At 62.0% G+C, this 24238-nt stretch carries 13 protein-coding genes; 3 read left to right on the forward strand and 10 right to left on the reverse strand.

Features of this window, described 5'->3' with window-relative positions; genetic code table 11:
• Window positions 1-94 precede the first annotated feature (94 nt).
• Window positions 95-2935, reverse strand: a complete 2841-nt coding sequence (gene prsT / locus ACYQ1P_RS15815; RefSeq protein WP_460021308.1) for an XrtA/PEP-CTERM system TPR-repeat protein PrsT — start codon at window positions 2933-2935, stop codon at window positions 95-97.
• Window positions 2936-3017: 82 nt separating this feature from the next.
• Window positions 3018-3788 (reverse strand): metallophosphoesterase family protein, encoded by a 771-nt coding sequence (locus tag ACYQ1P_RS15820; protein WP_460021309.1) that lies wholly within the window; start codon window positions 3786-3788, stop codon window positions 3018-3020.
• Window positions 3789-3949: 161 nt separating this feature from the next.
• Between ACYQ1P_RS15820 and ACYQ1P_RS15825 the strand changes: the two genes are divergently transcribed.
• On the forward strand, window positions 3950-6181 hold the full coding sequence (locus ACYQ1P_RS15825) for a cyclic nucleotide-binding domain-containing protein (protein WP_460021310.1): 2232 nt from the start codon (window positions 3950-3952) through the stop codon (window positions 6179-6181).
• A 282-nt stretch (window positions 6182-6463) separates the two neighbouring features.
• A complete protein-coding gene (locus ACYQ1P_RS15830) occupies window positions 6464-6823 on the forward strand; it encodes a hypothetical protein (protein WP_460021311.1) in 360 nt (119 codons plus the stop codon).
• 100 nt (window positions 6824-6923) lie between these two features.
• Here the strand turns inward: ACYQ1P_RS15830 and ACYQ1P_RS15835 are convergent.
• The 4 genes from ACYQ1P_RS15835 to ACYQ1P_RS15850 form a co-directional block, all read right to left on the reverse strand.
• A protein-coding gene (locus tag ACYQ1P_RS15835; protein WP_460018929.1) for an IS3 family transposase occupies window positions 6924-8053 on the reverse strand; the annotation gives its coding sequence in 2 pieces (ribosomal slippage) (window positions 6924-7792 and window positions 7792-8053; 1131 coding nt in all).
• A gap of 407 nt (window positions 8054-8460) precedes the next feature.
• Window positions 8461-9677, reverse strand: a protein-coding gene (locus ACYQ1P_RS15840; protein ID WP_460019886.1) for an IS3 family transposase whose coding sequence is annotated in 2 segments (ribosomal slippage) — window positions 8461-9404 and window positions 9404-9677 — 1218 coding nt in all. Because the reading frame shifts where the segments join, the coding sequence is not laid out codon by codon here.
• A 305-nt stretch (window positions 9678-9982) separates the two neighbouring features.
• Entirely contained in the window at window positions 9983-11563 is a 1581-nt protein-coding gene (locus ACYQ1P_RS15845; RefSeq protein WP_460021312.1) for an FAD-binding oxidoreductase, read from the reverse strand.
• Complete coding sequence (locus ACYQ1P_RS15850) at window positions 11560-12396, reverse strand: 4'-phosphopantetheinyl transferase family protein (RefSeq protein ID WP_460021313.1); 837 nt, start codon at window positions 12394-12396, stop codon at window positions 11560-11562. The genes ACYQ1P_RS15845 and ACYQ1P_RS15850 overlap by 4 nt, the downstream gene beginning before the upstream one ends.
• A 234-nt stretch (window positions 12397-12630) precedes the next feature.
• On the opposite strand from ACYQ1P_RS15850, the gene ACYQ1P_RS15855 reads away from it, so the two are divergent.
• On the forward strand, window positions 12631-18564 hold the full coding sequence (locus ACYQ1P_RS15855; protein WP_460021314.1) for an amino acid adenylation domain-containing protein: 5934 nt from the start codon (window positions 12631-12633) through the stop codon (window positions 18562-18564).
• Here ACYQ1P_RS15855 and ACYQ1P_RS15860 read toward each other — a convergent pair.
• The 4 genes from ACYQ1P_RS15860 to ACYQ1P_RS15875 all read right to left on the reverse strand — a co-directional run bounded on the left by ACYQ1P_RS15860 (window position 18561) and on the right by ACYQ1P_RS15875 (window position 24227).
• Entirely contained in the window at window positions 18561-20012 is a 1452-nt protein-coding gene (locus tag ACYQ1P_RS15860) for a TIGR03013 family XrtA/PEP-CTERM system glycosyltransferase (protein WP_460021315.1), read from the reverse strand. The genes ACYQ1P_RS15855 and ACYQ1P_RS15860 overlap by 4 nt on opposite strands.
• Window positions 20013-20536: 524 nt before the next feature.
• Window positions 20537-20848, reverse strand: a complete 312-nt coding sequence (locus tag ACYQ1P_RS15865) for a hypothetical protein (protein WP_460021316.1) — start codon at window positions 20846-20848, stop codon at window positions 20537-20539.
• Window positions 20849-21312: 464 nt separating this feature from the next.
• Window positions 21313-22752 carry a mannose-1-phosphate guanylyltransferase/mannose-6-phosphate isomerase gene (locus ACYQ1P_RS15870; protein WP_460021317.1) on the reverse strand — a complete coding sequence of 480 codons (1440 nt, stop codon included), beginning with the start codon at window positions 22750-22752 and terminating at the stop codon, window positions 21313-21315.
• Entirely contained in the window at window positions 22749-24227 is a 1479-nt protein-coding gene (locus ACYQ1P_RS15875; RefSeq protein ID WP_460021318.1) for a phosphomannomutase, read from the reverse strand. Before ACYQ1P_RS15875 ends, ACYQ1P_RS15870 begins: the two co-directional genes overlap by 4 nt.
• Window positions 24228-24238: the final 11 nt, after the last annotated feature.

Here is a 24238-nt window from a genome sequence, read left to right on the forward strand (position 1 = left end):
CCCAATCCAGAGCCGAAATATCCTTTGTTTACCAACGCTTATTTCTCAGCTTCCGAATGTCAAAAAAGCTGACAGTCGGCTTTCCGGGAGTCCCTCAAGGCAGCGACAGGGTCTTGCGCAGGGCTTCCACTTCCGACCCCAGCGGGGCTCCCCTGGCGTCCGCGATCACCCCCTGCAACTCCTGCCGCGCTTCGTCCAGACGCCCCAACTTGGCCAGAGTGGCCGCCAGATGGTAGCGGATGGCCGGAATATCCCCGCCGCGGGCATAGGCATCCCGCAACAGTGCCAGCCCGCGCTGCAGGTCGCCCCGCTCGACCAGAATCCAGGCCAGCGTATCAATGACCGAGGCGCTCTGCGGGGCCAGGGCATAGGCTTTTTCGGCGATTTCCAGACTGCGCGGATCATCGGTCTCATGATACAGCCAAGCCAGATTGTTTAGGGCCTCCACGCTGTCGGGCTTATCCGCCAACAACAATTGCACCTCGGGGATCGCGTCTCGCAGCCGTTTCGCATTGATATACCCCAGCACAAGGGTGCGGCGCACCAGCCGATCCTTGGGATTCTCGACCAACCATTTCGAGAGCCGCGGCAGCATCGCCTCGCGCTGTCCCAGCTTTTCCCCGGCCAGGAAAATGCGCACCAACATGGAGGAGTTGGGGGTCCGGCTGAAGGCTTCCTCGTAGGCCTCCAAGGCCCCCTGGGTGTCGTTTTCGCGCAGCCTGGAATCGCCGAGCAAGGCCCAGCCGATGGACCGTTCCGGTTGATCCCGGACCATTTCCTCGATTCGGCTCCGCGCCCGATCCTGCTTCCCCATCTGGTTTTCAAGCTTGATGATGTCAATCAACAGCTCGTGATGATTGGGAAAGGTGACCACGGCACTGCTCAGGGTACGCAACGCGCCCTCCGGGTCGCCCACACGCACCTGCAACTGAGACACCCGCCGCATGGCGGCGGCCGAATCACGGGCGAAGTCGCTCATGCCGTTGATCGCATTGGCCGCGCGCTCCGGATTCCCGGCGGCCAGTTCCGCCAGCCCCAGGGTTTCCAGCAACTGGAATCCGGCCGTATGCCGGGTGCGCGCCTCGCGGGCAATCAGCACCGCCTTGTTGGCCTCGCCATTTTCCAGCAAGGCCCGGATGAGGTAAAGCTTCGACCCCAGAACGCCGGGGGCCACATCGACCGCCTTTTCCAGCCACTTGATCCGCTGTTCCGGATTCTTTCGCTTGTCGGCAATCTCGGCCAACGCCAGCAGGGCATTCACATCAAAGGGGTTTTTGTTGACCAGTCGCTGAAAGTCCGCCTCGGCTTCGTCCAGCTTACCTTGCAGCATATTGATCCGCGCCAGATTGATCCGCGACACCCGGTGCTCGGGATTCAATTCCAGCGCCCGGGTGAAACTCTGCCGGGCGGCCTCCCGATCCCCATCGCCGATCTGGGCCGCGCCCATCAGGTTATACAGCTCCGGATTGTCCGGAGTCTGCTCCAGCGCCGCCTTGGCCGCCTCGATGGCCTCCTTGAATTCGCCCGAGCGCAAGTGAACCATCGTCAGCAACACCCCCGGCCCCAGACTGTCGGCCTGTGAACCGACCGCTTCGCGCAGCACTTCGAGCCCGGCCTCCCGGTCACCACTGCCGATCTGACTCAACCCCAGACGAGCCCGCAGATCGGCCCGGTCCGGGGCCAACACGATGGCTCTTTGCAGCAGTTCGTTGGCCTCGGTATACTTTTTCTCACGCAGCAGGCCACGGGCCAGGGACGAGATCAGATCCGCGTCATGGGGGCGCAACTTGGAGGCCGGACGAAGAACCTCGACGGCTTCGGCATAGCGCTTTTCACGGCTCAACATCTCGCCCAACGCCTTGCGGGCGAACACGTTGTAGGGATCAAAGCGGATGGCATGCGCCAGATAGGTATGGGCCAGTTTGGTGTCTTCGTCGGCAATGAAGATCAACCCGGCTATGACCAGTGTATCCGGGTCCCGATCGAGAATTTCTTCCCCCAAAACGCGCAGGATGTCGGCCGCTTCCTTGACCGCGATCCGGGCTTCGTCGGGCCTGCCGGTGGCGGCCAGAAAGCGGGCATACCAATAGGCCAGATGCGGATCGTTGGGATCGTATTTTCGAACGTAGGACAGGTCGTCCTCGGCCTGCGACGCCGCCCCCAGATCAATCAACACCGCCGCCCGATAGGTGCGCGCCGCCAGATGTCGGGGTTGGTTGATGACGGCCTTGTTATAAAAGCCCAGGGCCGTTTCCAATTCGCCCCGGGCGCGGGACAGCTCGCCGCGCAGAAACCAGGCCTGCGCCATGGTCGGATAGCGATTCGCCGTCTCCCGGAGCAGGGCCTCCGCCTCGTCCCATTGTCCACGAGCCTGCAGAACCCGGGCCAGACCCAGGGACGCCGAGCCGCGCTCTGGCTGCAACTCCAGGGCGGCCTTGAATTCCTGATCCGCAGAGTTCAGCTGGCGCAGACTGAAATAGGCACGCCCACGCAAGGTCCGCACCGCCGCTTCGATCTGTTGTGGCCAACCCGCCACCCGCAGGTCATCCAGCAGTTCCTGGTATTTGCCTTGCAACAGCAAGGCCTCGCCCAGGTCCTCGACGACCAGGACGGGTTTGGCGCCGATCTCCAATGCCTTGCGCAATTCCTTTTCCGCCGATTCCCCGTCGCCCACCACCAGATGAATCCGCCCGAGCAACAGCCGCGCCGACAGGTGGTCGGGATCGTTGCTCAGGATGTTCTTCAGATGAATTACCGCCGTGCGCAGATCCCCCGCCTGGAAGCTTTTTTGCGCGTCCTCGTACTTGCCCGACGGCTCCAGGGCGACGCTGGTCACCGCCAGCCCTGTCGTACCGGGAAACAGAAGCCCCGCAACCACCGCGGCGAACAGCATCGGACGCAGGGGCGGGCAGAAAAAGCGGAAAGGGTCGGTCATCGAAGCAACATCCTCGTTATGAGACAGGTCATCCTAATGAACAAACGCTCCCGGACCAAGGTCTCCGTTGAGTAACCCGCCGTCAGGTGCTGAGAAATTGACGCTCCGCGCCGTCGAGCACCAGGCAGGTCAGATGATCGCTGGCATAGGCCCCGGTATCAATGCCGATCCTGTGGGCCCGCAGCTCAGGTTCGGTGGCAATGGTATGTCCATGCACCACCACGGCCCCGAGATCGCCGCGCCAGTTCAAAAACGGCTCGCGTATCCACAACAGGTCCTGCTCCGACTGATCGTCCAGGGACACTTGCGGATGCACCCCCGCATGGGCGAAGAAGTAATCCCCCAGCCGATAGGACGGCACCAAGGCCCGTAAGAACGCCATGTGCGGGTCCGGCACCGCCGCCCGCAACGCCTTGGACAGCAGGCTGAACCGTTGATCCACCGGGGCCTCCGACATCAGCTCGACGCCGTAGCTTTCGGCGGTTTCGCGGCCGCCGTATTGGAACCAGGACGGCCCGAACCGGTCATGCTCGACGAATTCCAGCATCATCGCCTCGTGATTGCCCTTGAGATAGACCGCCGCGTCGGTGGGCGGCGCGGCACGCAGCATCTCCAACACGCCCCGGCTGTCCGGTCCCCGGTCCACATAATCCCCCAGATAGATCAGCACTGAGCGATCATGTTCATGCGCCGCCAGATCCTCGGCAATCTGCCGATGCAGGGCGGCCAGAAGGTCGGAGCGTCCATGAATATCGCCGATGGCATAGGCCCGCACCCCGTCCAGAACCCTGGCCTCGCGCGGGGCAGCAGAGTCGGCGCGCCAAAGCGACGTTAAAAATTCACCAAAGGCCATCCACCCCGGCCTCTCCTTTCGGTCCGTTCGCCCTTGATGTAGGCGGCCCGCACGCCGCCCGCAACCGGAAAAAGCGGAACCCGCATCCGGTCTCGCCTCGGTGGGGTGTTTCTGGCATAGTGACGGCCCGCAGCCCGACCCTTCGACAGGCAAGTGATTCCATGGATAGATCTGAATTTCTGAGCAAGTCCCCATTCTTCTCCAGCGCCTCCAAGGCAACTCAGAAGGCCATTGCCGATGCTTCCCGGGAACTCAGCCTCCCCAAGGGCGACTATCTGTTCCGCGCAGGCGAACCGGCCGACGCCGTGTTCCTGATCCTCTCGGGGGGGGTGAAGCTGGAGGTCGCCACGGAAACGGGAACCCGGGTCATCGGACACCCGGGGGAAGGCCGGACGGTCGGCGTCGTTCCCTTGTTGGGAGAAAGCACCCGGTTCGCCTCGGCCATCGCCACCAGCGACAGTCGCATTTTGAAAATCGACTCCAAGGTCCTGGAAACCCTCACCGACAGCCTGGGGGACGACATGACCCCGGTGCTTCAGGCGCTGTCCGAGCGCCTCATGCGTCGGCACACGGGTGTCGTTCTGCGTCACAGCGAGAAGTTCGGAAATCTCCCGGAAAACATCCTTACCGATCTGGAAAAGCGGGTCGAAATGGTGAACGTGGCCAGCGGCGAAACGGTTTGTGCCGCTGGCGACCCTAGCGACTCCCTGTATATCGTCGTCACCGGGCGGCTGCGCATCTGGATTCCGGAAAAAGGCTCGGGCGGGACTTTTCTCAACGAAGTCGGAGCCGGTGCCAGCATCGGTGAAATGGGCGTGATCACCGGCAATCCCCGCGCCGCCGATGTGTTGGCGGTGCGCGACACCACCCTGGCCCGGCTGCCGGCAAAAGACCTGCACGAACTTTTGGGGCGCTATCCCGAAGAGATCAACAAGCTGTTCGTCGGCATCATCGTCGGCCACTTCATGCGGCAGGCACCGGGCGGCGGCAAGGCCCAGAACACCGCCGGTACCTTTGCCCTGATTCCCATACGCGGCGGCATGCCGATGCGGGAAATCGCGACTCATCTAAGCGCGGCCCTGTCATCCCATGGCAAGACCATCGTCATGGACAGCGCCTATTGCGACAACCTGTTGGGCAAGCCGGGCATCTCTCAGTTGCCGTTCAACGACACCCGCAATGGGGCCTTCCTCGGCTGGCTCAACGAACAGGAACTCGGGACGGACTTCGCCATCTATCTGGCCGATTCAGACACTGGCAACTGGACCCAGCGCTGCCTGCGTCAGGCTGATCATGTGTTGTTTGTCGGCCACGGAAAGGACTCCCCGGAGATTGGTGAAATCGAGGCCAAACTGCTCGAAACACCCTTGCGCGGCGTGCGCAAGACACTGTTGCTGGTCCACGACCCGGACACCTCGGTCCCCAAGGGCACGCTGGCCTGGTTACAGGCGCGCGCAGTCGGCCTGCACCATCACGTCCATCTGGGCCGGGAAGAAGACTATGCCCGCCTCGCCCGCTTCCTCACCGGGCGCGCCGTCTCCCTGGTGTTCGGCGGCGGTGGGGCGCGCGGCTTTGCCCATGTGGGGGTGATTCGCGCCCTGCGCCAACACGGCATTCCCATTGATCTGGTCGGCGGCACCTCCATGGGGGCGCTGATCGGCTCCCAGGTGGCCATGCAGCACGACCCGGGCCAGATTCTCAAGGAGACCGTCGACCTGTGCCTGGCCGGGGACGAGATGACGGTGCCCATGGTCTCCTTGTTCTCGGGCAAGAAGTTTTCGTCCGGTGTCCGCCGCATCTGTGGCGACCATACGGTGGAAGACCTGTGGCACCGCTATTACAGTGTGTCCTGCAACATCAGCCGGGCCAGGGTGCGGGTGCACGATCGGGGGCCGCTCTATCGCGCCGTGCTGGCCAGCAACACGCCGCCCGCCCTGTTCCCGCCGTTCATCGAAGATGGCGACCTGCATGTGGATGGGGCGCTGCTCAACAATCTGCCGGTAGACATCATGCTGCGCTACAACGAAGGTGGCAAAATCATCGCCGTCGACGTGGACCCGCAAAACGACATGACCGCCAACGAACCCTACGACGGCGGCCTGTCGGGATGGCAGGTCCTGAGGTCCAAGCTCAATCCCTTCTCCCAAACGATGAACGTGCCCGGCATCATGTCCATCGTCGCCCGCGCCACCGCCATCGGCGGCATCGCCCAATACAAGCAATCCATGAGCGGACTGGCCGACCTGTACCTGTCGCCGCCGACCGGCGACTTCGCCATCATGGCCTACAAGGACGGCCCGAAGATCGCCGACATGGCCTACGACTACGCCATGAAAGCCATCGACGACTGGCGGAAGGGCAACGAGACGGGGCAGGCCCCTTCTGCTTCTTGAACGAACGTATGACCTGCCAAGAGGATGGTGACAGCTATGCAGTCTTCACCTTGATTTTGGGGAAGGAGTGCGCTGTTACCGTAATCCTGTCACCGTAATCCGAAAGAGTGCACTGTCACCGTAATCCGGTCTTCACTTTGATTTTGGGGAAAGAGTGCGCTTGAATGTAAGCGGGACACCGCTTACAACAAACTCGCAGGCAGCCTCCGTTCAAAGAATAAACTAAACGCTCCCTATGTACCCCATGCCATCAGACGAAATTCAGGTAATGGGCGTGTGCCGGTGTTTGACTCCAAAGACCTGACAAGGATTTTCAAAGACCCGCCCAAACCATCTCCTCGTGAACAAGCCGATACTATGGTGCTGATTCTCGGCTATGTCGCCAATGCACCCGCAGAGGAGATTGAAGTCACGTTTGAGAGATTGGGATCAGAAATTGGCTCCCCGACGCCAGATGCATTTGAATTCGTTATCGAGTACCTGTTGGAGGCAAAACTTGCCAAGGGAGAAGGTTACATTGGTGGGGGTTACAGCCTGACGCTAACCTTTACAGGCTGGGATCGGTTCGAAGCACTGAAAAAGGGTGTCGCTAGTGGAAGAGAGCTGGCCGGGATTGTTCAGACAGTTTTTGGCGTTGGATAAGTGGAGCCTCTGCCGGTTGCCGTGTTGTATCGCCGATGCGGGGCCTCACGCAGGGAGGGCGTAGCCCGACTGGAGTGGGGCCCCGCATCGGCAGTGAACGTCATGCTGCCACCGCCTGGGGCTGGTTGTCAAAGTAGATCCTATCCGGCGGCACCCGACCGAGGCTCGAATGTGGCCTCTTGCCATTGTAGAAGTCAAAATAGCGGCCGAGCGAGGTCCGCGCCTCGCCAACGCTGTCGTAGGCCCGAAGATAGACCTCCTCGTACTTCACCGAGCGCCACAGCCGTTCGACAAAGACGTTATCCCGCCAAGCTCCTTTGCCATCCATGCTGAGGGCGATGCCGTTGTCCAGCAGCAGGCCGGTGAATGGGGCACTGGTGAACTGGCTGCCTTGGTCGGTGTTGAAGATCTCCGGCTTGCCATACTTGGCCAGCGCGTCTTCGACCGCTTCCAGACAGAAATCCACGGTCATGGTGATCGACACCCGCCAAGACAGAACCCGGCGGCTGCACCAGTCGAGCACCACACAGAGATAGACGAACCCCCGCGCCATGGGGATGTAGGTAATGTCCATCGCCCATACCTGATTGGGACGCAGGATGGGTAGGCCGCGCAGCAGGTACGGATAGATCTTGTGTCCCGCTGCTGGTTTTGACGTGTTTGGTCGCCGGTACAAGGCCTCGATCCCCATGCGCCGCATCAGCGTGATGACATGATCGCGGCCGATCTCAACGCCCTCGTTGCGCAGGAAATCGCGCAGCATCCGGCTGCCTGCGAACGGAAAGTCCAGGTGCAATGCGTCGATCCGACGCATGATGGCCAGATCGGCGGCAGACACCGGTCGGGGCTGGTAATAGAGGCTGGCGCGACTAAGCCGCAGCACCTCCGCCTGCCGTTTCAGCGGCAGGGCATGGTCACGGTCGATCATCGCTTTACGCTCAACATGCCGGCCTTGTCGAGCGCACCGGCCAAAAAATCATTCTCCAACGTCAATTGGCCGATCTTGGCATGCAACTCCTTCAGATCAACCGGCACCGTCGCCTGGGATCGGCTCGCGCCGAAAACCCCCGATGCCCCCTCCAGCAATTGCCCTCGCCAGGTCGTGATCTGGTTCGGATGCACATCAAACTGCTGCGCCAACTCGGCCAGCGTCTTGTCTCCCTTGATCGCCGCCAAAGCCACCTTCGCCTTGAAAGCCGCTGTGTGGTTCCGCCGTGTACGCTTCGTCATGGTTCCTCCCGATCAACGGCATCATCGCCGCTCTCAGGCAGAAAATCCAATTAACCCCCTGTCTGAATTTCCCAGGCCACCTCTGTCTTGGTAAACCCGTCATCTACACATGTGAAAAAAGTGAGTTCCAACGGCGGGCAAGCCAAGGCAGAGGGACGCATTTCGACACTAATCACCACCTTCATATTCTTTGGGATGCTGCTGATCTTAGCGAGGCTTCCGACGAACTAAGAGCGTGCATCCATGCAACAATTCCAGAGGCACCCTCCGGGAAATAAATGAACTCGGCGGAAATGAAGGTTACACCAAATGCATATTGAATCCTTATCACTTCGTAACTTCAAATGAGCTGGTCCCACAATGTTGGACAGTTTGGCGGCTCGGTTAAGGTGTATTCCGCATTCTGATCATGCCGCCAATTCCCTATTTATCATATTTCCTTGTTGCTGTTGAGCCTGTGGGGATGTGGGTAAGCCGCGAGGCGTATCCATCATATCCACAGGCCCGCCGTCGCCGCCGATTTGGTAGGCTTCGGCGGGGGTGAGGCCACCCAGCGCCGAGTGGGGGCGCTCGGTGTTGTAGAAGCCGAACCAGTCGCCGATGATACGCTGCGCCTCGAAGCCGTCGGCCAGCTCTTGCAGGTAGACCGCCTCGTACTTCAGGGAACGCCACAGGCGCTCGATGAAGACGTTGTCCATGCAGCGACCCCGGCCGTCCATGGAGATTCTCACGCCGGCGTCCTTCAGAATGCTTGTGAAGGCGACACTGGTGAACTGGCTGCCCTGATCGGTATTGAAGATCTCCGGGGCGCCGTAGCGGGCCATGGCCTCCTTGAGGGTTTTGACGCAGAAGGCGGCATCCATGGTGTTGGACAGCCGCCAAGCCAAGACGTGGCGGCTTGCCCAGTCCATGATGGCGACCAGGTACAAGAAGCCCCGTTGAACCGGAATGTAGGTGATGTCGGCGCACCAGACCTGGTTCGGACGCTCGATGGCCAAGCCTTTCAGCAGGTACGGATAGACCCGGTGCTCCGGATGCGGAATGCTGGTCCTGGGGGCCTGGTAGATGGCCGACAGGCCCATCTTGCGCATCAGGCGGCGCACCCGGTGACGCCCGACGACGATCCCGTCGCGCCGCAGTTGCCGAGCCATCTGGCGGCTGCCGAAGAAGGGATACTTCAGGAACAACGCGTCGATGCGCCGCATCAGAGCCAGATTCTCAGGGCTCTCGCCCTTGGTCCGGTAATAGAACGAGGACCGGCTGATCGACAGGATCTCGCATTGGCGGCTCAAGCTCGGTCCGGGAACGTCGCGGCGCACCATCGCCTTGCGCTCCTCCCGGCTCATCGCTTGAGCCCTCTGGCCAAAAAATCCCGCTCCACCGTCAGTTGGCCGATCTTGGCATGAAGGTCGCGGACCTCTTCCTCATGGTCCCGCTTGTCACGCTCCGATCCATTCGAAAACACCTCGCCCAAACCTTCCACTGCTTGGCGCTTCCAGGTGCTGACCTGGTTCGGGTGGACCTTGTGCCGCGACGCAATCTCCTGGATCGTCTTGTCGCCCCGTAGCGCTTCCAGCGCTACCTTGGCCTTGAATTCCGACGTGAACGTCCGTCGCTTCGTCATCTCGTATTCCTCCGTAACTCGGGGAATACACCTTAACTCACTGTCCGATTTTCCGGGACCAGCTCAAAATGCTTCGGTGATGCCACCGTACGAATCCCGATACGACCGGGCGTGACCGGTTTTGAGTTACGGTGACAGAGTTACGGTGACAGTGCATTTATTAAACCACGCTTCGACACCCTCATGCTTCGACAAGCTCAGCATGAGGGGGGGTGTGCGTTCCTCAGCATGAGGGTGGGTGCGCGCTCCTCGGCATGAGGGTTTGTGTTTAGTCCTCACCCTGAGCCTGTCGAAGGGGGCCTGGATCAATCCAGGCTGAACCGCCCCGGCGACAGGATGCCGTTGGGATCGAGCACGCTCTTGAGGGCGCGGGCCGTTTTCCAGAAGCTGTCCTCGGGATCGAGGATCAGGTCCATGTTCTCGATATCCATGCGGTAGGGCGTGGCCCCCATGTCCATGTAGGCCTGATTGAGGGCGCGCATGCAGGCGACGGCCCGTTTGGCCTGTTCCGGATCGCGCTTGTCGTAGTCGATGCTGACCACCCCTTCCATGGTCATGCCATGCATGTTGTTCAGGGTCACGGCGATGTCGAAGCCCAGTTCCTTGCCAATCTGCTCGGTCTTCTGCATGGCGAGATTCACCATGTCCCTTTCCATCGGCACGATGGGGCAACAGAACATGATGCCGCCCGGTCCCTTGTCGGGATCGGTCGGATCGGGCGATGAATCGGCCGTCGTCCAGTAGGTGCTGTGCAGGGCGGCGTTGCTGGGCTCGCCGTGCGGCAGTTTGAGCAGCGGGTCCATGGCATTGAGGAAGATGCGCGGATTCTTCAGCGGCACAAAATTCAGCGCCGCCTTGGCGAACTCGCGAATGCCCGGGGTCATCACCTGGAACTTGCCGAACCGTTTCAGCTTGCTGCGGATCTTGCGCACGCAATGGAACACATGGCCACGGGTGCCCATGACGCAGCCGAGCGCGCTCCAGTCGCCGGAAAGCTGGCTGTTGACCACCTTTTCCGCATCCTCGCGGGTCGGGTTCATGCCCTGCTGTTTCATGTAGTTGTAGATGATCGGCGTCACCGTCACCTGACTGCGCCGGGCGTTGCCCACATGGACGACGCTTTCCATCAGCCCCTGCTGGGTCAGCTCGCGCATGGCATCGGCCAGATCGCCCAGGTCTTCCTTGCGCTTCAGGCTGACCACGAAGGTCGCCTGGAAGTCGGGGATGGGCACCAGCTTGAAGGAGATGCGGGTGACGATGCCGAAGTTGGACTGCACGAACAGGCTTTCGAGGCCCGGGCCGATGCCGAACTTGCAAATATTCTGCACCTTGTTTCCGGCATAGTGACCGAACCCGGTCTCCAATACCTCGCCGGTGCCCAGCACCACCTGCATCTGCTGCAACAGCTCAATGCGCAGGGTGTTGTAGGCAACGCCCCGTTCCATCATGTTGCCGAGGATGCTGGTCTCGGCCCCGGAGCCGGTGACGTCGAGGAAAAACCGCGACTTCATCGCCTTCAGGTGTTCGGAGAGCTGGCGCTGGGTCACGCCGGGCTCGATGACCGCATAGCCGAAGGTGTCGTTGACCTCGTGGATCTTGTCCATGCCCGACAGGTCCACCAACACGCAGCCGTCCTTGACCGGCAGTTTGGAGCCCATGCCCCAGTTGCGGCCCCGGCTGAAGCTGTAGAGCGGCATCTTGTGGCTGTTGGCCGCCTGCACCACCTGTTGCACCTGTTCGGTGCTCTTGGGCTTGACGATGCCCGGCACGCTGCGCACCAGACCGCTGGTGTTTTGCGTATAGCTGGCAATGCCGTCGGCATCGGAAATGACATCCTCCGCCGCCATAAATTTACGGACATCTTTGAAAAACGGCTCGCTGCTCATGGGATATTTCCTCCGGTTGACGCGTCCCCAGACGCCAGGGGCGGGATCAGACGACGCGCAATAATGCGCGGAGCCCGCCCGGTTAAGGCCAGGGCACCCAGGTGCCCGTGACTCGGTTCCAAATGATAAAGGTGCCAGGTGTCGGCGGCGCCGCGATCTCCGTTGAGACGTCGCAGGCGGGCCGGATGGTCCGGGCGCAGACTGACTTCGACCGCCTCCGGTGACAAGCCCAGCCCGAGCCCCAGGGCCTTGCCCACCGCTTCCTTGCGGGTCCAGGCACTGAGGAAGGCTTGGTCTCGGACATTGACGGGCAGCGCCGCCAGTTCGCGGTTTTCCCGTTCGGTGAACCAGGCGCGGGCCAGGGCCGAGGAGGATTCGGGCAGGTCCGCCAACGGCTCCACATCCACCCCCACTTCGCGATCCCGCGCCACCGCCATCAAAAATTCATCACCGCCATGGCTCAGATTGAAGGTGATCGAGGCCGACTCCGATGCCTCGGACAGGGCGGGTTTGCCCTGCGGTCCGTGGACAAAGGTCAAATCGCCCGGACGCCGTGCCGTATAGGCGGCCAGCACCCGACGCAACAAACAATGGGCCGCCCAGTAGCGCCGCCGGTGCAGGGGCTGGTGGAGAGCGGCACCGCGCGCCCGCTCGGAAGGGGAGAGAATTTCCAGATTGATATCGGAATTATCCATGGCATCCAAGGCGGTGGCCCACAGATGGACCTCTCCGGGGGCCACGGTCATATGGGCGGGGAGCGGCGCGGCATGGGAATCAAAACAGGTCCGCCCCGGTCCGGCCCGGCGGCGAAGAGTCCTTTCGAGCGTCCTCACCCCCGCCAACACGCCTGACTCCCCTGCAATGACGCCCCACGAACTTCTTGCCAATGCAGAAGCTCTCGCCTAGCATCGCCATCATCCACGCTCGACCGGTGGGAATCAACCACTTTCGTTTATGGTAGAAGGGGATACCCCTGTTAACCGAGAGAACGGTTCGACCCTTCAAGTCCCTGCCGAAGGACATCGGAAGACGCTAGACGTTCGCGCAGCAAAACGGATCTGTTCCGTATGACTTTCACCCTCCGGCGGGCCTCCGAGACCCAGACCCTGGTCGATACGCTGCAACGGCGCGCCCAACAGCATCCGGAGCGTCTGGCCCTGACCTTTCTGGCCGACGGGGAAACGGAAAGCGCACGGCTCCGCTACGGGGAACTGGACGAACAGGCCCGGGCCGTCGCAGCGCTGCTGCGGATGCATCATACCCCCGGCGACCGGGTGCTGCTGCTGGTGCCGCCGAGCCTGGACTTCGTCACCGCCTTCATCGGCTGCCTTTATGCAGGAGCGGTGGCCGTGCCGTCGCCCGCCCCCATGTCGAGCCGCGCCCTGTCGCGCATCGAGGCGATGATCGAGGATTGCCGTCCCAGTGTCGTGCTGACCAACCGCGAGGTGATGGAAAAGACCGGCGAGGCACGGGATGCCAATCCGTTGCTGTGTCAACCCGACTGGCTGCAAATCGAGGATGCCGCCCCGTCGGCCGCGCCCCTGCCGACGTCGGTCAAGTCGGGCGATCTGGCCTTTTTGCAATATACCTCCGGCTCCACCTCGTCGCCCAAGGGGGTGATGGTCACCCATGGCAACCTGATGGCCAACATGCGCATGATCGAGGAAGCCACCGGCCATGCCGAGGACACGCCCATGCTGTCCTGGCTGCCCATGTATCACGACATGGGGCTGATTGGCTGTCTGCTGCAACCCCTGTACCTGGGCACCCAGTCGGTGCTGATGCCGCCGATCCGCTTCATTCAGAAACCCGTCCGTTGGCTGCGGGCGATTTCCAAATACCGCCCCCATACCAGCGGCGGCCCCAACTTCGCCTATGACCTCTGCGTCGATCGAACGACCCCGGAAGAACGTCAGGGGCTGGACCTGTCCAGCTGGAAGGTCGCCTTCAACGGGGCCGAGCCGGTGCGCGCAGGGACCCTCGGCAGTTTCGCCGCCACCTTTGCCGAACAGGGATTCCGGGCCGAGACCCATTACCCCAATTACGGCCTGGCCGAAGGCACGTTGATCGTCGGCGGCGGACGCAAGACCGAATTGCCGGTGGTCCGGCCCTATGCCATCGCCGATCTGGAAAGTCACCGGGCGACGCCGGTGGCCATGGACGATCCGCAGGCGACCCTGTTGGTCAGCAGCGGCCGTACCATCCAGGACCAACAAATTGTCATCGTCGATCCGCAGGGCCGCCAACGGCTGCCCGACCGGCAGGTCGGGGAAATCTGGGTCACCGGTCCCAACGTGGCGCGGGGATATTGGAATCGCGCCGAGGAAACCGAGGCCGCCTTCGGGGCCCGGCTGGCCGAAGAGCCCGAGGCCGGACCGTTCCTGCGCACCGGCGACCTGGGCTTCCTCGACGACCGGGAACTGTTCGTCACCGGACGGCACAAGGATCTGATCATTATCCACGGCCGCAACATCTATCCCCAGGATGTGGAACTGATGGCCGAACGCAGCCATCCGGTTCTGGCTGCCGCCGGAGGGGCCGCCTTCGCCCTCGACTTGGACGGCGAGGAACGGCTGGTGCTGGTCCATGAACTGACCCGCCAATACCGCAATCACGATCTGGCCGAGGTGGCCGCCGCCGCCCGCGCCGCCATCCTGGCCGAATTCGAGGTGCCCATCGCCCAGTTGTACCTGACCCGACCGGGCCGCGCGCCGAAGACCTCCAGCGGCAAGATCATGCGCCATCGGGTGCGGGAAAGTTTGTTGGACGGCACCCTGGACGAAGTCTGGGCCGACATCCCGACCACCGATAAGGCCCCCATCGCTGCGACCCCGCCGTCGAGTGATCCCGACGACTTGCGTAGCCTGTTGCAACGTCAGTTGGCGGCCACCCTGGGTCAGCCCCAGGAGACCATCGACATCCATTGCCCGGTGCAAGCTTTCGGGCTTGATTCCCTGGCCGCCGCCGCCTTGGCCCATCGCATTGAGGAACATTTGGGCTTCGATGTCCCGCTGACCACCTTCATGCAGGACCGCAGTCTGTCCGAGTTGAGCGACGATCTGGAGCGCCAGCGGCAGGCCGGCGCGCGTCGCCCGGCGCTGCTCGCCCCCCCCGACCAGACTCCCGGCACGCCGCCTTGGCTGCCTCTCACCCGGGGTCAGCGGGCCTTGTGGTTCCAGCAATATCTGGTACCCGACAGCAGTGCCTACAACGTCAACCTGACCATTGAACTGCGCGGGCCGCTGGACAAGGCGGTGCTACGCCAAGCCCTGGCCGAACTGGTGCAACGCCATCAGGTGCTGCGCCTTGCCCTGACCCATCGCCACGGTGAACCGGCCTGGGAACCGGCGATCCTGGACGCGGACGGACCGCCGTTGGGCCTAATGGAAAGCGCGTTGGACCCGGCAACCGATCCGCTGCCACGGATCATCGACGACGCCCATCGACCTTTCGCCCTGAGTGGCTCGCCGCTGGCCCGGGCCACCTTGTTCCGGCACGGGGAGCGGCATCTATTGTTGCTGTGCCTGCATCACCTGATCTGCGACGGCTGGTCGATGAATGTGCTGTTCGACGACCTGCGCACTTTTTATGCCGCCGCCAGGGACGGTCGGCCCGCCCCCGGGACGACGCCCAAACCCTATATGGATTACTTGCGCCGCCAGGAAGGCCAACTGGCCGGAGTACGCGGCACCCTGGATCTCGCCTACTGGCGACGGCAATTGAGCGACCTGCCGCCCATGCTGACTCTGCCGGTGGCCCGTCCGCGCCCGCCACGGCAGAGTTTTGCCGGGGACTCGATCCCGTTGACTCTGTCGCCGGAACTGGCCGAGGATCTGCGCGACGCGGCGACCCATTTGGGAGTCACCCCCTTTGTCCTGCTGCTCGCCGCCTTCCAGATTTTGCTGCGGCGCTACAGCCGCACAACGACCTTCGCCCTGGGCACCATCAGTTCCGGACGCCTCCATCCGGGCTTCGAGGACACCATGGGCTATTTCGCCAATCCCCTGGTGCTCAAGGCCGAGGTGGCGGACGACCTGCCGTTTGCCCAGTTCGCCGCCCAGGTGCGCAAGACCCTGCTGGCCGCCCTGGATCATCAGGAATTGCCCTTTTCCGCCCTGGTCGAACAGATCAATCCGGTCCGCGACCCCAGTGCCGCCCCGCTGTTCCAGATCGCCTTCGGTCTGACCGAAATCGGGGCAGAGTCGGAATCCGCCGCCCCGGACGACTTGCAGTTTACGCCCCTGATCCTGCCGCAACAGGAAGGACAGTTCGACCTTAACCTGGAATTCTTCCGCACCGGCGATCAACTGCGCGGCACCTTCAATTTCGCCACCGATCTGTTCGATACCGCCACCGTCGCCCATATGGCCGACCATTATCTGCAATTGCTCGCCGATGCAGTGGCCCGCCCGACTACGCCGGTTGCCCAATTGAACATGATCCCCGATTCTGCCCAGTGGCAACTGAATGCCTGGTCGACCAGTCCGCTGGTGGCCGATCCGGAGGAGACCCTGGTGCATCGGTTGATCGCCCGTCAGGCGGCCCGCACGCCCGAGGCCGTCGCCTTGCAGAAAGTCAACGGATCGAAAGCCGAGTCCCTGACCTACGGTGAACTGGAACGGCGCGCCGGTCGGCTGGCCAACCTGCTGCGGCAACGGGGTGTCGGCCGTGACGTGGCGGTGGGAATCTTTCTCAAACGGTCGCCGGAAATGGGCGTCGCGGTGCTCGCCACCTTGAAGGCGGGCGGCGCCTATCTGCCCCTGGACCCGGCCTACCCGCGCGAGCATCTGGCGACCCTGATCGAAGACGGCGCGCCCCGGGTCATCCTGGCCGAGGACGCCCTGCTCGACCGGTTGCCGGAACATATCCACAGTCTCGCCGTGGTGCTGCCGCTGTCACAGTTTCCCACCGATGGCGAACCGAGCCCGCTGGAGGAACAGGCGGACCCGGAATCCCTGGCCTATGTGATTTTTACCTCCGGCTCCACCGGGCGCCCCAAGGGGGTGATGATTTCCCACCGGGCGGCCAGCCAGCGGCTGCTCTGGAAGGTCCAAACCCTGGGCCTGGGGAGCGACGACCGCCTGCTGCAAACCATTCCGCTGAGTTTTGATCCTTCGGTGTGGGAGCTGTTTGCGCCGCTGATCGCCGGGGCGCGGGTGGTGCTGCCCCGGGCCGGCATTCAACAGGACCCGTCGGAAATGGTCGCCGCCCTGCGCCACTACAAGATTACCGCGATCTCTTGCGTTCCGTCTTTGTTGGCGCATCTGTGCGAAGACCCGGATCTGAGCCAATGCAAGGCCCTGCGCCATGTGATCTGCGGTGGCGAACCGCTGACCGGCGAACTGGCCGAACGCTTCCAGAATCGCAATCCGGCCCGGCTGCACCACTTCTACGGACCGACCGAAGCCACCATCTACGCCACCCATCTGCTCTGTGGGCGTGGTGAAAGCGGACGCCTGCCCATCGGCCGTCCGGTGGCCGGAGCCACCGCCCATGTGGTCGATGCGCAACTGCACCCGCAGCCGGTGGGAGTGCCGGGCGAACTGGTGCTCGGCGGTGCGGGGTTGGCGCGCGGCTACCTGCATCGACCGGACCTGACCGACAGGGCCTTCGTCACCGACCCCTTCCAGGCGGATTTCGAGGCCCGCCTGTACCGGACCGGCGATCTGGTCATGTGGCGACCGGATGGCACCCTGCAATTTCTCGAACGCCTGGATTCACAGGTCAAGGTGCGGGGCTTCCGGGTCGAACCGGGGGCCGTCGAAGGCAAACTGCGCGACCATCCGGCCATTGCCGAAGCCGTGGTCACGGTCCATGCCCCGGGCGGCAGCGAAGGCAGTCTGGTCGCCTATGTGGTGCTCACCGACCCGAACGTGGGCCCCACCCTGCTGCGCGGGTTTTTGACCGAACGGTTACCGTCCTATATGGTGCCGTCCCATATCATTCCCATGGAAGCCCTGCCCCTGCTGCCCAGCGGCAAGGTGGACATGGCCGCCCTGCCCGAGCCCACCGGCACCGAGGAGGGGTTGCGGGCCCCCTATGTGGCGCCCAGCACCAACATGGAAACGGCCCTGGTGCAAATCTGGGAAGAGGTCCTGCACCAGTCGAACATCGGGGTGCGGGACAATTTCCTCGAACTGGGCGGACATTCCCTGATGGCCCTGCGGCTGGTGACCCGCATTCAGGAGCAACTGGGACAGCGCGTCTCCCCCATGGCGGTGATGCAGACCTCGACCATCGAAGCCCTGGCCGAGGAGATGCAACGGGCCGAGGAACGCTTCCACGGCCATCTGGTGCAGGTCCAGGCGGGACACCGGGGATTGCCGGTGTTCTATGTCGCCCCCGGGCATGGGGATCTGGTCAGCTTCAGCGTCCTGGCCCGGCGCATCGACCCCTCCCGGCCGTTCTATGCCCTGGTGCCGCCGCGCCGTCCCGGCGAGGACCTGCGGTTGGAAATCGACCAACTGGCCCAGCGCTACGTGACGGAAATGTGCACTCGCCAGCCCAACGGTCCCTATGTGATCGCCGGATTCTCCCTCGGCGGCGTGGTGGCTCTGGAGGTGGCGCGGCTGTTGCGCGCCCAGGGCCGCACGGTGGCTCCGGTGATCCTGCTCGACACCTTCTTTCCCTATCTGCCCCGGCTCAGTCACGGCATTTTCCGGATGGTCCGTGCCCTCGCCCTAGCCATCGGCAAACCGGCGGAAAAATGGTTTCATCGACCGTTGCAGCAGATTTTCACCGATCAAGGTCTGACCGCCCAGGTGGAAGCCATGTGCCGCTTCACCCCGGCCCCCTACGACGGACCGGTAGTGCTGATCATGTCGACCACCGCGCGGCGTCTGCGATATCTGCTGTTCCGCCCCTGGGAGCGACTGATCCCGGATCTGCGCAACACCGAACCGGTCACCGGCTGGCACGATCAGATGTTCCAGGACCCCCACATCATCGAGTTGGCCCGCATTCTCGAACCCCACCTGAAGGCGAACCCGGATGCGCGTTAACGGGCTCCGGCCCCGCCGGGGAACAAGACGACCCGGACGGTCTGCAACAGAATCAGGAAATCCAGAAAGCTACTGCCGTTCTTGATGTAGTACAGATCAAAGGCCAGCTTGCGCTTGGCGTCTTCGAGGGAATCCCCATAGGGATAGTTGATCTGCGCCCAGCCGGAGATGCCCGGCTTGACCGTATGGCGCTCGTTATAAAACGGGATGCTCTCGCACAAGGTATTGACGAAAAAGGGGCGTTCCGGACGCGGGCCGATGAAGCTCATGTCGCCGCGCAGCACGTTGATGATCTGGGGGATCTCATCAATCCGGGTCAACCGGATGACCCGACCTACCGGGGTCACGCGGGCGTCACCCTTCTTGGCAAACTGCGGCCCGTCCTTCTCGGCGTCATTGCGCATGCTGCGCAGTTTCAGCACATCGAAAGGCTTACCATCCAGCCCCACCCGCTCCTGACGATAGAAGACCGGCCCCGGGCTGGTCAGCTTGACCAGGATGGCGGCGGGCAACGAGAGCGGCAGGCTGAACACCAGAATCAGCAAACTGACAACGATGTCGAAAGTCCGCTTCATCAATTTGCGCGAGGGGGCAATGCGGAATCCACTGGAGGACAACAGCCAGCCTGGCTGCAATTCGTCGAGGTCCAGTTCCCCCGCCTCCCGTTCCCAGAACGAGGGGTAATCGGTGATCTGGGCCCCGGCGATCTTGCAATCGAGCAGTTCCCAGACCGGCAGACCGAATGCGGCATTCTTCTTCGAGCGCCGCCGCTCGCGGGAGGCGAAAACGATTTCATCAATGCCCTTTTCCAGAACGTATTTTTTTAACGCCCCGCGCTCCTGGACCAGACTTAAGGGCAACACCGGCGACACCTCGGGTGGTGGGTCCTCGCTCAATTCCTCACCCATATGGATGAAGCCCGCAATGGCGAAATGATGACGTCCGGAATGATGCACCAGACGGGCGATCCGAGCCGCCAGACCGCCGGTCCCGAGCACCAGGACCTGCCGCTTGAAAACCTCGAAACCCAGCACCTCGATAAACAGCGCCCGCATTCCGAAAATCACCCCAAAGGCCACCGGCAACATGAGAATGCAGATGGTAAAATAGGGCGCCGGGTCTATGTCGATGAACCGGGAATAGATGAAAACATAGAGACTCATGGCCACGTAGATCAGCGGAAAAGCCATGATCGCGTACTTCATGGACGTACGGATATCGGCAAAAATCTGCCGGTTATAGAGCCCCAGCCCGGCCATGACCATGAACGCGATGACCGGCAAAGCCAGGGTCAGCGATGGGATTTTGGGATGAAAGCGGACCGGCTGCCCCCAATACCAGGCCTGCGCCATTTCGGCGGCGATCAATAGCAGATAGAACGTGCCTGCTTCCAGCACGGCCATGACAATCGCATGAAACGCAATGTGATGCCCGAACAGTCGTATCACGACCGCTCTCCCTTTTCCGACGTCAATTGAAACAGACTCAACGCGCACCCCCGTTTTGCAGGGTGTCGCAACTCACTGCACCACTCTTCGGCACATACATCCCAAAGCACTCATTCCCCAAGCCGCCCGTTTATATCAAATTTCGGACGTGGGTCTTTAAAAAAATAACCTTGGGCGGGACTCAGGGATTACGCCTGGGAAAGCAGCAAGAGCTTCTTTCGACAAAAAACACCCCAAAGGCGAACGTCCGGGCGCGATTATGAAGTTTCGGGAGCATGTCAGGATTTATGACAGATTCGTGAAGCGCCAGCGGAGCCCTGGCTTTCGCGGCCATGGCGCCATCAAAATGCTGGAGAACGGGACAGGAGCGTTGCAAAAACATCACAAAAAGACGGCGTTCTCCACCGCTCCCCGCAAAGGGCGGTTTTCAGGCCCCGATCCGCAAGCGTATCCGCATGAAAAAGGGCACGAATCGCTCGTGCCCCAGGATCGTAAGCGGCAACACCCGCCGGGCAGCCACCGCCTTATTCGGCGGCAGCCCCGGACGTGCGAACCCGTTCCGAGCAGGCCGGGTCGATCTTCGCATCAATGGGCAGAGCCTTGATTTCCTCGGCGGTCATCGTCATGCAGTCGGGCCCACCGGCTGCGGTCGCGAGATTATTGAGCTGATCCGGTGACATTTCGTCGTTGGCCATCTGCGACGTTCCCCCTTCACCGGGAAATAAAAAAGAGACAGCCGCGCTGATGGAAAGCCAGCCCACAACGGAAAGCGTGGCGACGAAGCCGATCGCAGCACGACCGGACCAACGGCTCCCAGGATCTGTCGAATTTTCCATCACAATTCCTCTCTCAAATGCTCTTGGGCGGCTTTGGCCATCCCCATTGTCACCTAACAGATGCCGCGCCCCACACGCGATCGACTGCAAATCTCGTTCCTCTTCCATCCGCGCCCCGTACCTCCCAATACCGACCGCGACGTCACAGCATGTTTTTGACAAAATCCTCAGAGATTTTACGCCAAACGACTGCTCGGAGTGATACTAGCAAATCATGTGCCAACTCAATAACCTATTCTGCCGTATAGCGTTAGGCGGAACCCCCTGTTCGAGATGGACACATTTTGTAAAAAGAACTGACACTTTTAACCGTCTCAGTTTAACGGATTTTACAAGGGCATGGCCGCCAGATGCCTTGGATCGCCCCCATCGAACAGGTGTCTTTCCGCGGCAATCCGCCCGGAAGTCCTATATTTACCGATAAAATCTGTAATTACGGTTAATTTCCGCGGCCATACCCGAAGCTAGGCAATTTTTTCCCGTCCGTACACATCCGAGAAGCGGACGATATCGTCTTCCTCCAGATAACTTCCAGTCTGCACCTCGATGATTTCCAGCGGAATCTTGCCGGGATTCTCCAATCGGTGCAGGGTCCCCAACGGCAGGTAAACCGACTGATCCTCGGTCAGTAGCAGTTCCTCCTTGTCCCGGGTGACGCGGGCGGTTCCGGCCACCACCACCCAATGTTCCGCCCGATGGTGATGCAGTTGCAGCGACAGGGCCGCGCCGGGATTGACCAGGATGCGCTTGACCTTGAACCGCTGGCATTCGGAAATGGTCTCATAAGAGCCCCAGGGCCGGTAGACCCGCACATGATGGGTTTCCTCCGGACGCCCGGCGGCCTTCAACTGGGCGACGATCTCTTTGACCTCCTGGACCTGGCTTTTGTCGGCCACCAGAACCGCGTCCGCCGTCTCGATGACCACCATGTCGGTCAGCCCGATCCCCGCTATCAGCCGGTTTTCGCTGCGCAGATAGCTGTTTTTGCTATCCCGCAGCAGCACATCGCCGCTGGTGACATTGCCCCCCGCATCGGCGGGCAACGCATCGGCCAACGACGACCAGGACCCCACATCGCTCCACTCGGCATCCAGCGGCACCACCACCGCCCGGTCGGTTTTCTCCATCACCGCATAATCTATTGAATTCGATGGACATTCCGCAAATGCCTTGGCCTGTAATCGAATAAAATCCAGATCGACCACCGCCTTATTGACGCTGTCGCGAGTCGGCCCGATCATTTGCGGCGCGTGCCGTTCCAACTCATCGAGATAGCTGCGGGCGCGGAACATGAACATGCCGCTGTTCCAGAAGTAATCGCCGGATGAGACATATTTTTCAGCGGTTTGCAGATCCGGCTTCTCGACAAACTGCTTCACCGGCCAGACCGGCAGGTCCCCGGCTTCATCGAGGGACTGCCCCTTCCGGTCGGCGCGGATGTAGCCATATCCGGTTTCCGGACCGCCGGGCACCACGCCGAAGGTCACCAGGGCGCCCTTTGCGGCGGCCCGCGCGGCGGCAGCGGCGGCGGTCACAAAGGCCTCATGGCGGCCGATCACATGGTCGGACGGCATCACCAGCAGGAGCGCCTCTTCGTCGGTGGCACAGGCCTGCAAGGCGGCGCAGGCGACGGCGGGTGCGGTGTTGCGGCCAATGGGTTCGAGCAGGATGCCTGCCGCCTCGACCCCCAACTGCTTCAACTGTTCGGCCACCAGGAATCGGTGCGCCTCGTTGCACACCACCAGCGGATTGCCGTAGTCGGCGAGGCAGGACACCCGCAGCACCGTGGCCTGAAACAGCGAGTCCGTACCGAGCAGCGGCAGGAACTGTTTCGGATAGGCCTGACGGGACAACGGCCAAAGGCGCGTCCCCGAACCTCCGGACAGAATGACGGGAACGATCACCGGCTCCTCCATGTTTCCATGATTTCCAAACAGATACGATTCATTTCGGCGGCCCGCGCGGCACAGCCCGCCTCGTTGTAGCAGCGCAGTTCCGGGGCATTGCCGGACGGGCGCAAGTGAACGATTTCCTGATTTTCGAAGATTATCCGCGTGCCGTCCGTATGATCAATGGCGGCAACCTCGCCAAATATCCCCCTAAAAACTGTCGCGATGGCCTGTTCAGCCCCCAATCCGTTGAACCGTTCCAGGATTTCCCGGCTGCGTTCGGTGGGAAAATCTTTCAATCGACTACTGGCCGTGAACCGGCGCGGAAGAATTGTCAATAATTCCGACAGTGTAGAATTATACTGTTGCGCCAGCAGCAAAATGGAAAGCGGCACGATCACCGCGTCGCGGGTCGGCAGAGGGGCCAGAGTGCGACTTTCGAGGGTTATGGAATCAGCGATCAGAAACCCGCCGTTGGCCTCGTATCCGACCACGCCCTGCCCCCCGGCGGCCAGGCATTCCGCCATCCCGGCAATCACATAGGGAGAGCCGATGCGGGTCCGCACCACCCGCTCGAACCAGCCGCTTTTCTCCAATGCGCTGTTGGAACTGACCGGGGTCACCACCTGCTTGGCTCCCAGATAACGGGCGCACAGGATTCCAGCCACATCGCCGCGCATCCAGGTGCCGGTCTCGTCGGCGATCAATGGCCGGTCGGCATCGCCGTCGGTGGAAATCAGCGCATCCAGCCCGAGGGACGGCACCCAGTCGCGGGCCAGCGCCACATCTTCCGGGCGAATTGCCTCCGTATCCACCGGAATAAATGTCTCGGAACGGCCCAGGCGCACCACCTCGGCCCCCAACCGTTCACAAAGCTCCCCCAACAGGTCCCGCGCCACCCCGGAATGTTCATAGATCCCAATCCGCTTTCCAGCCAGACAACCCGCCGGTAAAAAATCCAGGTAGCGAGTCAAGTATTGCGTTTCCGCCTTGGGTTCCCGCTCCGGCAGCGACGGCGCTTCGATGAATTTTCCCGCTGCATCAAACAGCCCCTCCGGGATTTTGACCGATTGGTTGCGAATACCTTCCTCGTCGTCTTTGGTGATTTCCCCGTCAACGCCATTGAACTTGATGCCGTTGCGGTCGTCGGGAATATGGCTGCCGGTGACCATGATCGACGGCAGGCCCTGTTGCAGTCCGAAATAGGCCACGGCGGGCGAAGCGATGAATCCGCAGTTCACTGTACGGCCCCCGTGATCGGTCACCGCACGGGCCACGGCAGTCATGATTCTCGGCGTGCTGGGACGCAGATCCCCGGCCAGGGCCACCGCCGCATCCGCCGCCAAACCCCGATGGTCACGCAAATGCTGCAAGAAGGCCCGGGTATAGGTGTAACAGACCTGGTCGGTCATCCGCGCCACCAGCCCGCGCGCCCCGCTGGTGCCGAACTTGACCTGCGAACGGTCCATCAGGTCGTTGATGGTTTCCATATCCCCTCGAA

This window comes from Magnetospira thiophila, from assembly GCF_054657015.1.

Excerpts from the sequence above, each read along its gene's own strand:
- ACYQ1P_RS15855 (WP_460021314.1), top strand. The coding sequence starts at position 12,631 with ATGACTTTCACCCTCCGGCGGGCCTCCGAGACCCAGACCCTGGTCGAT.
- ACYQ1P_RS15820 (WP_460021309.1), bottom strand. The coding sequence starts at position 3,788 with ATGGCCTTTGGTGAATTTTTAACGTCGCTTTGGCGCGCCGACTCTGCT.
- ACYQ1P_RS15865 (WP_460021316.1), bottom strand. The coding sequence starts at position 20,848 with ATGGAAAATTCGACAGATCCTGGGAGCCGTTGGTCCGGTCGTGCTGCG.
- ACYQ1P_RS15875 (WP_460021318.1), bottom strand. The coding sequence starts at position 24,227 with ATGGAAACCATCAACGACCTGATGGACCGTTCGCAGGTCAAGTTCGGC.
- ACYQ1P_RS15845 (WP_460021312.1), bottom strand. The coding sequence starts at position 11,563 with ATGAGCAGCGAGCCGTTTTTCAAAGATGTCCGTAAATTTATGGCGGCG.
- prsT (WP_460021308.1), bottom strand. The coding sequence starts at position 2,935 with ATGACCGACCCTTTCCGCTTTTTCTGCCCGCCCCTGCGTCCGATGCTG.
- ACYQ1P_RS15825 (WP_460021310.1), top strand. The coding sequence starts at position 3,950 with ATGGATAGATCTGAATTTCTGAGCAAGTCCCCATTCTTCTCCAGCGCC.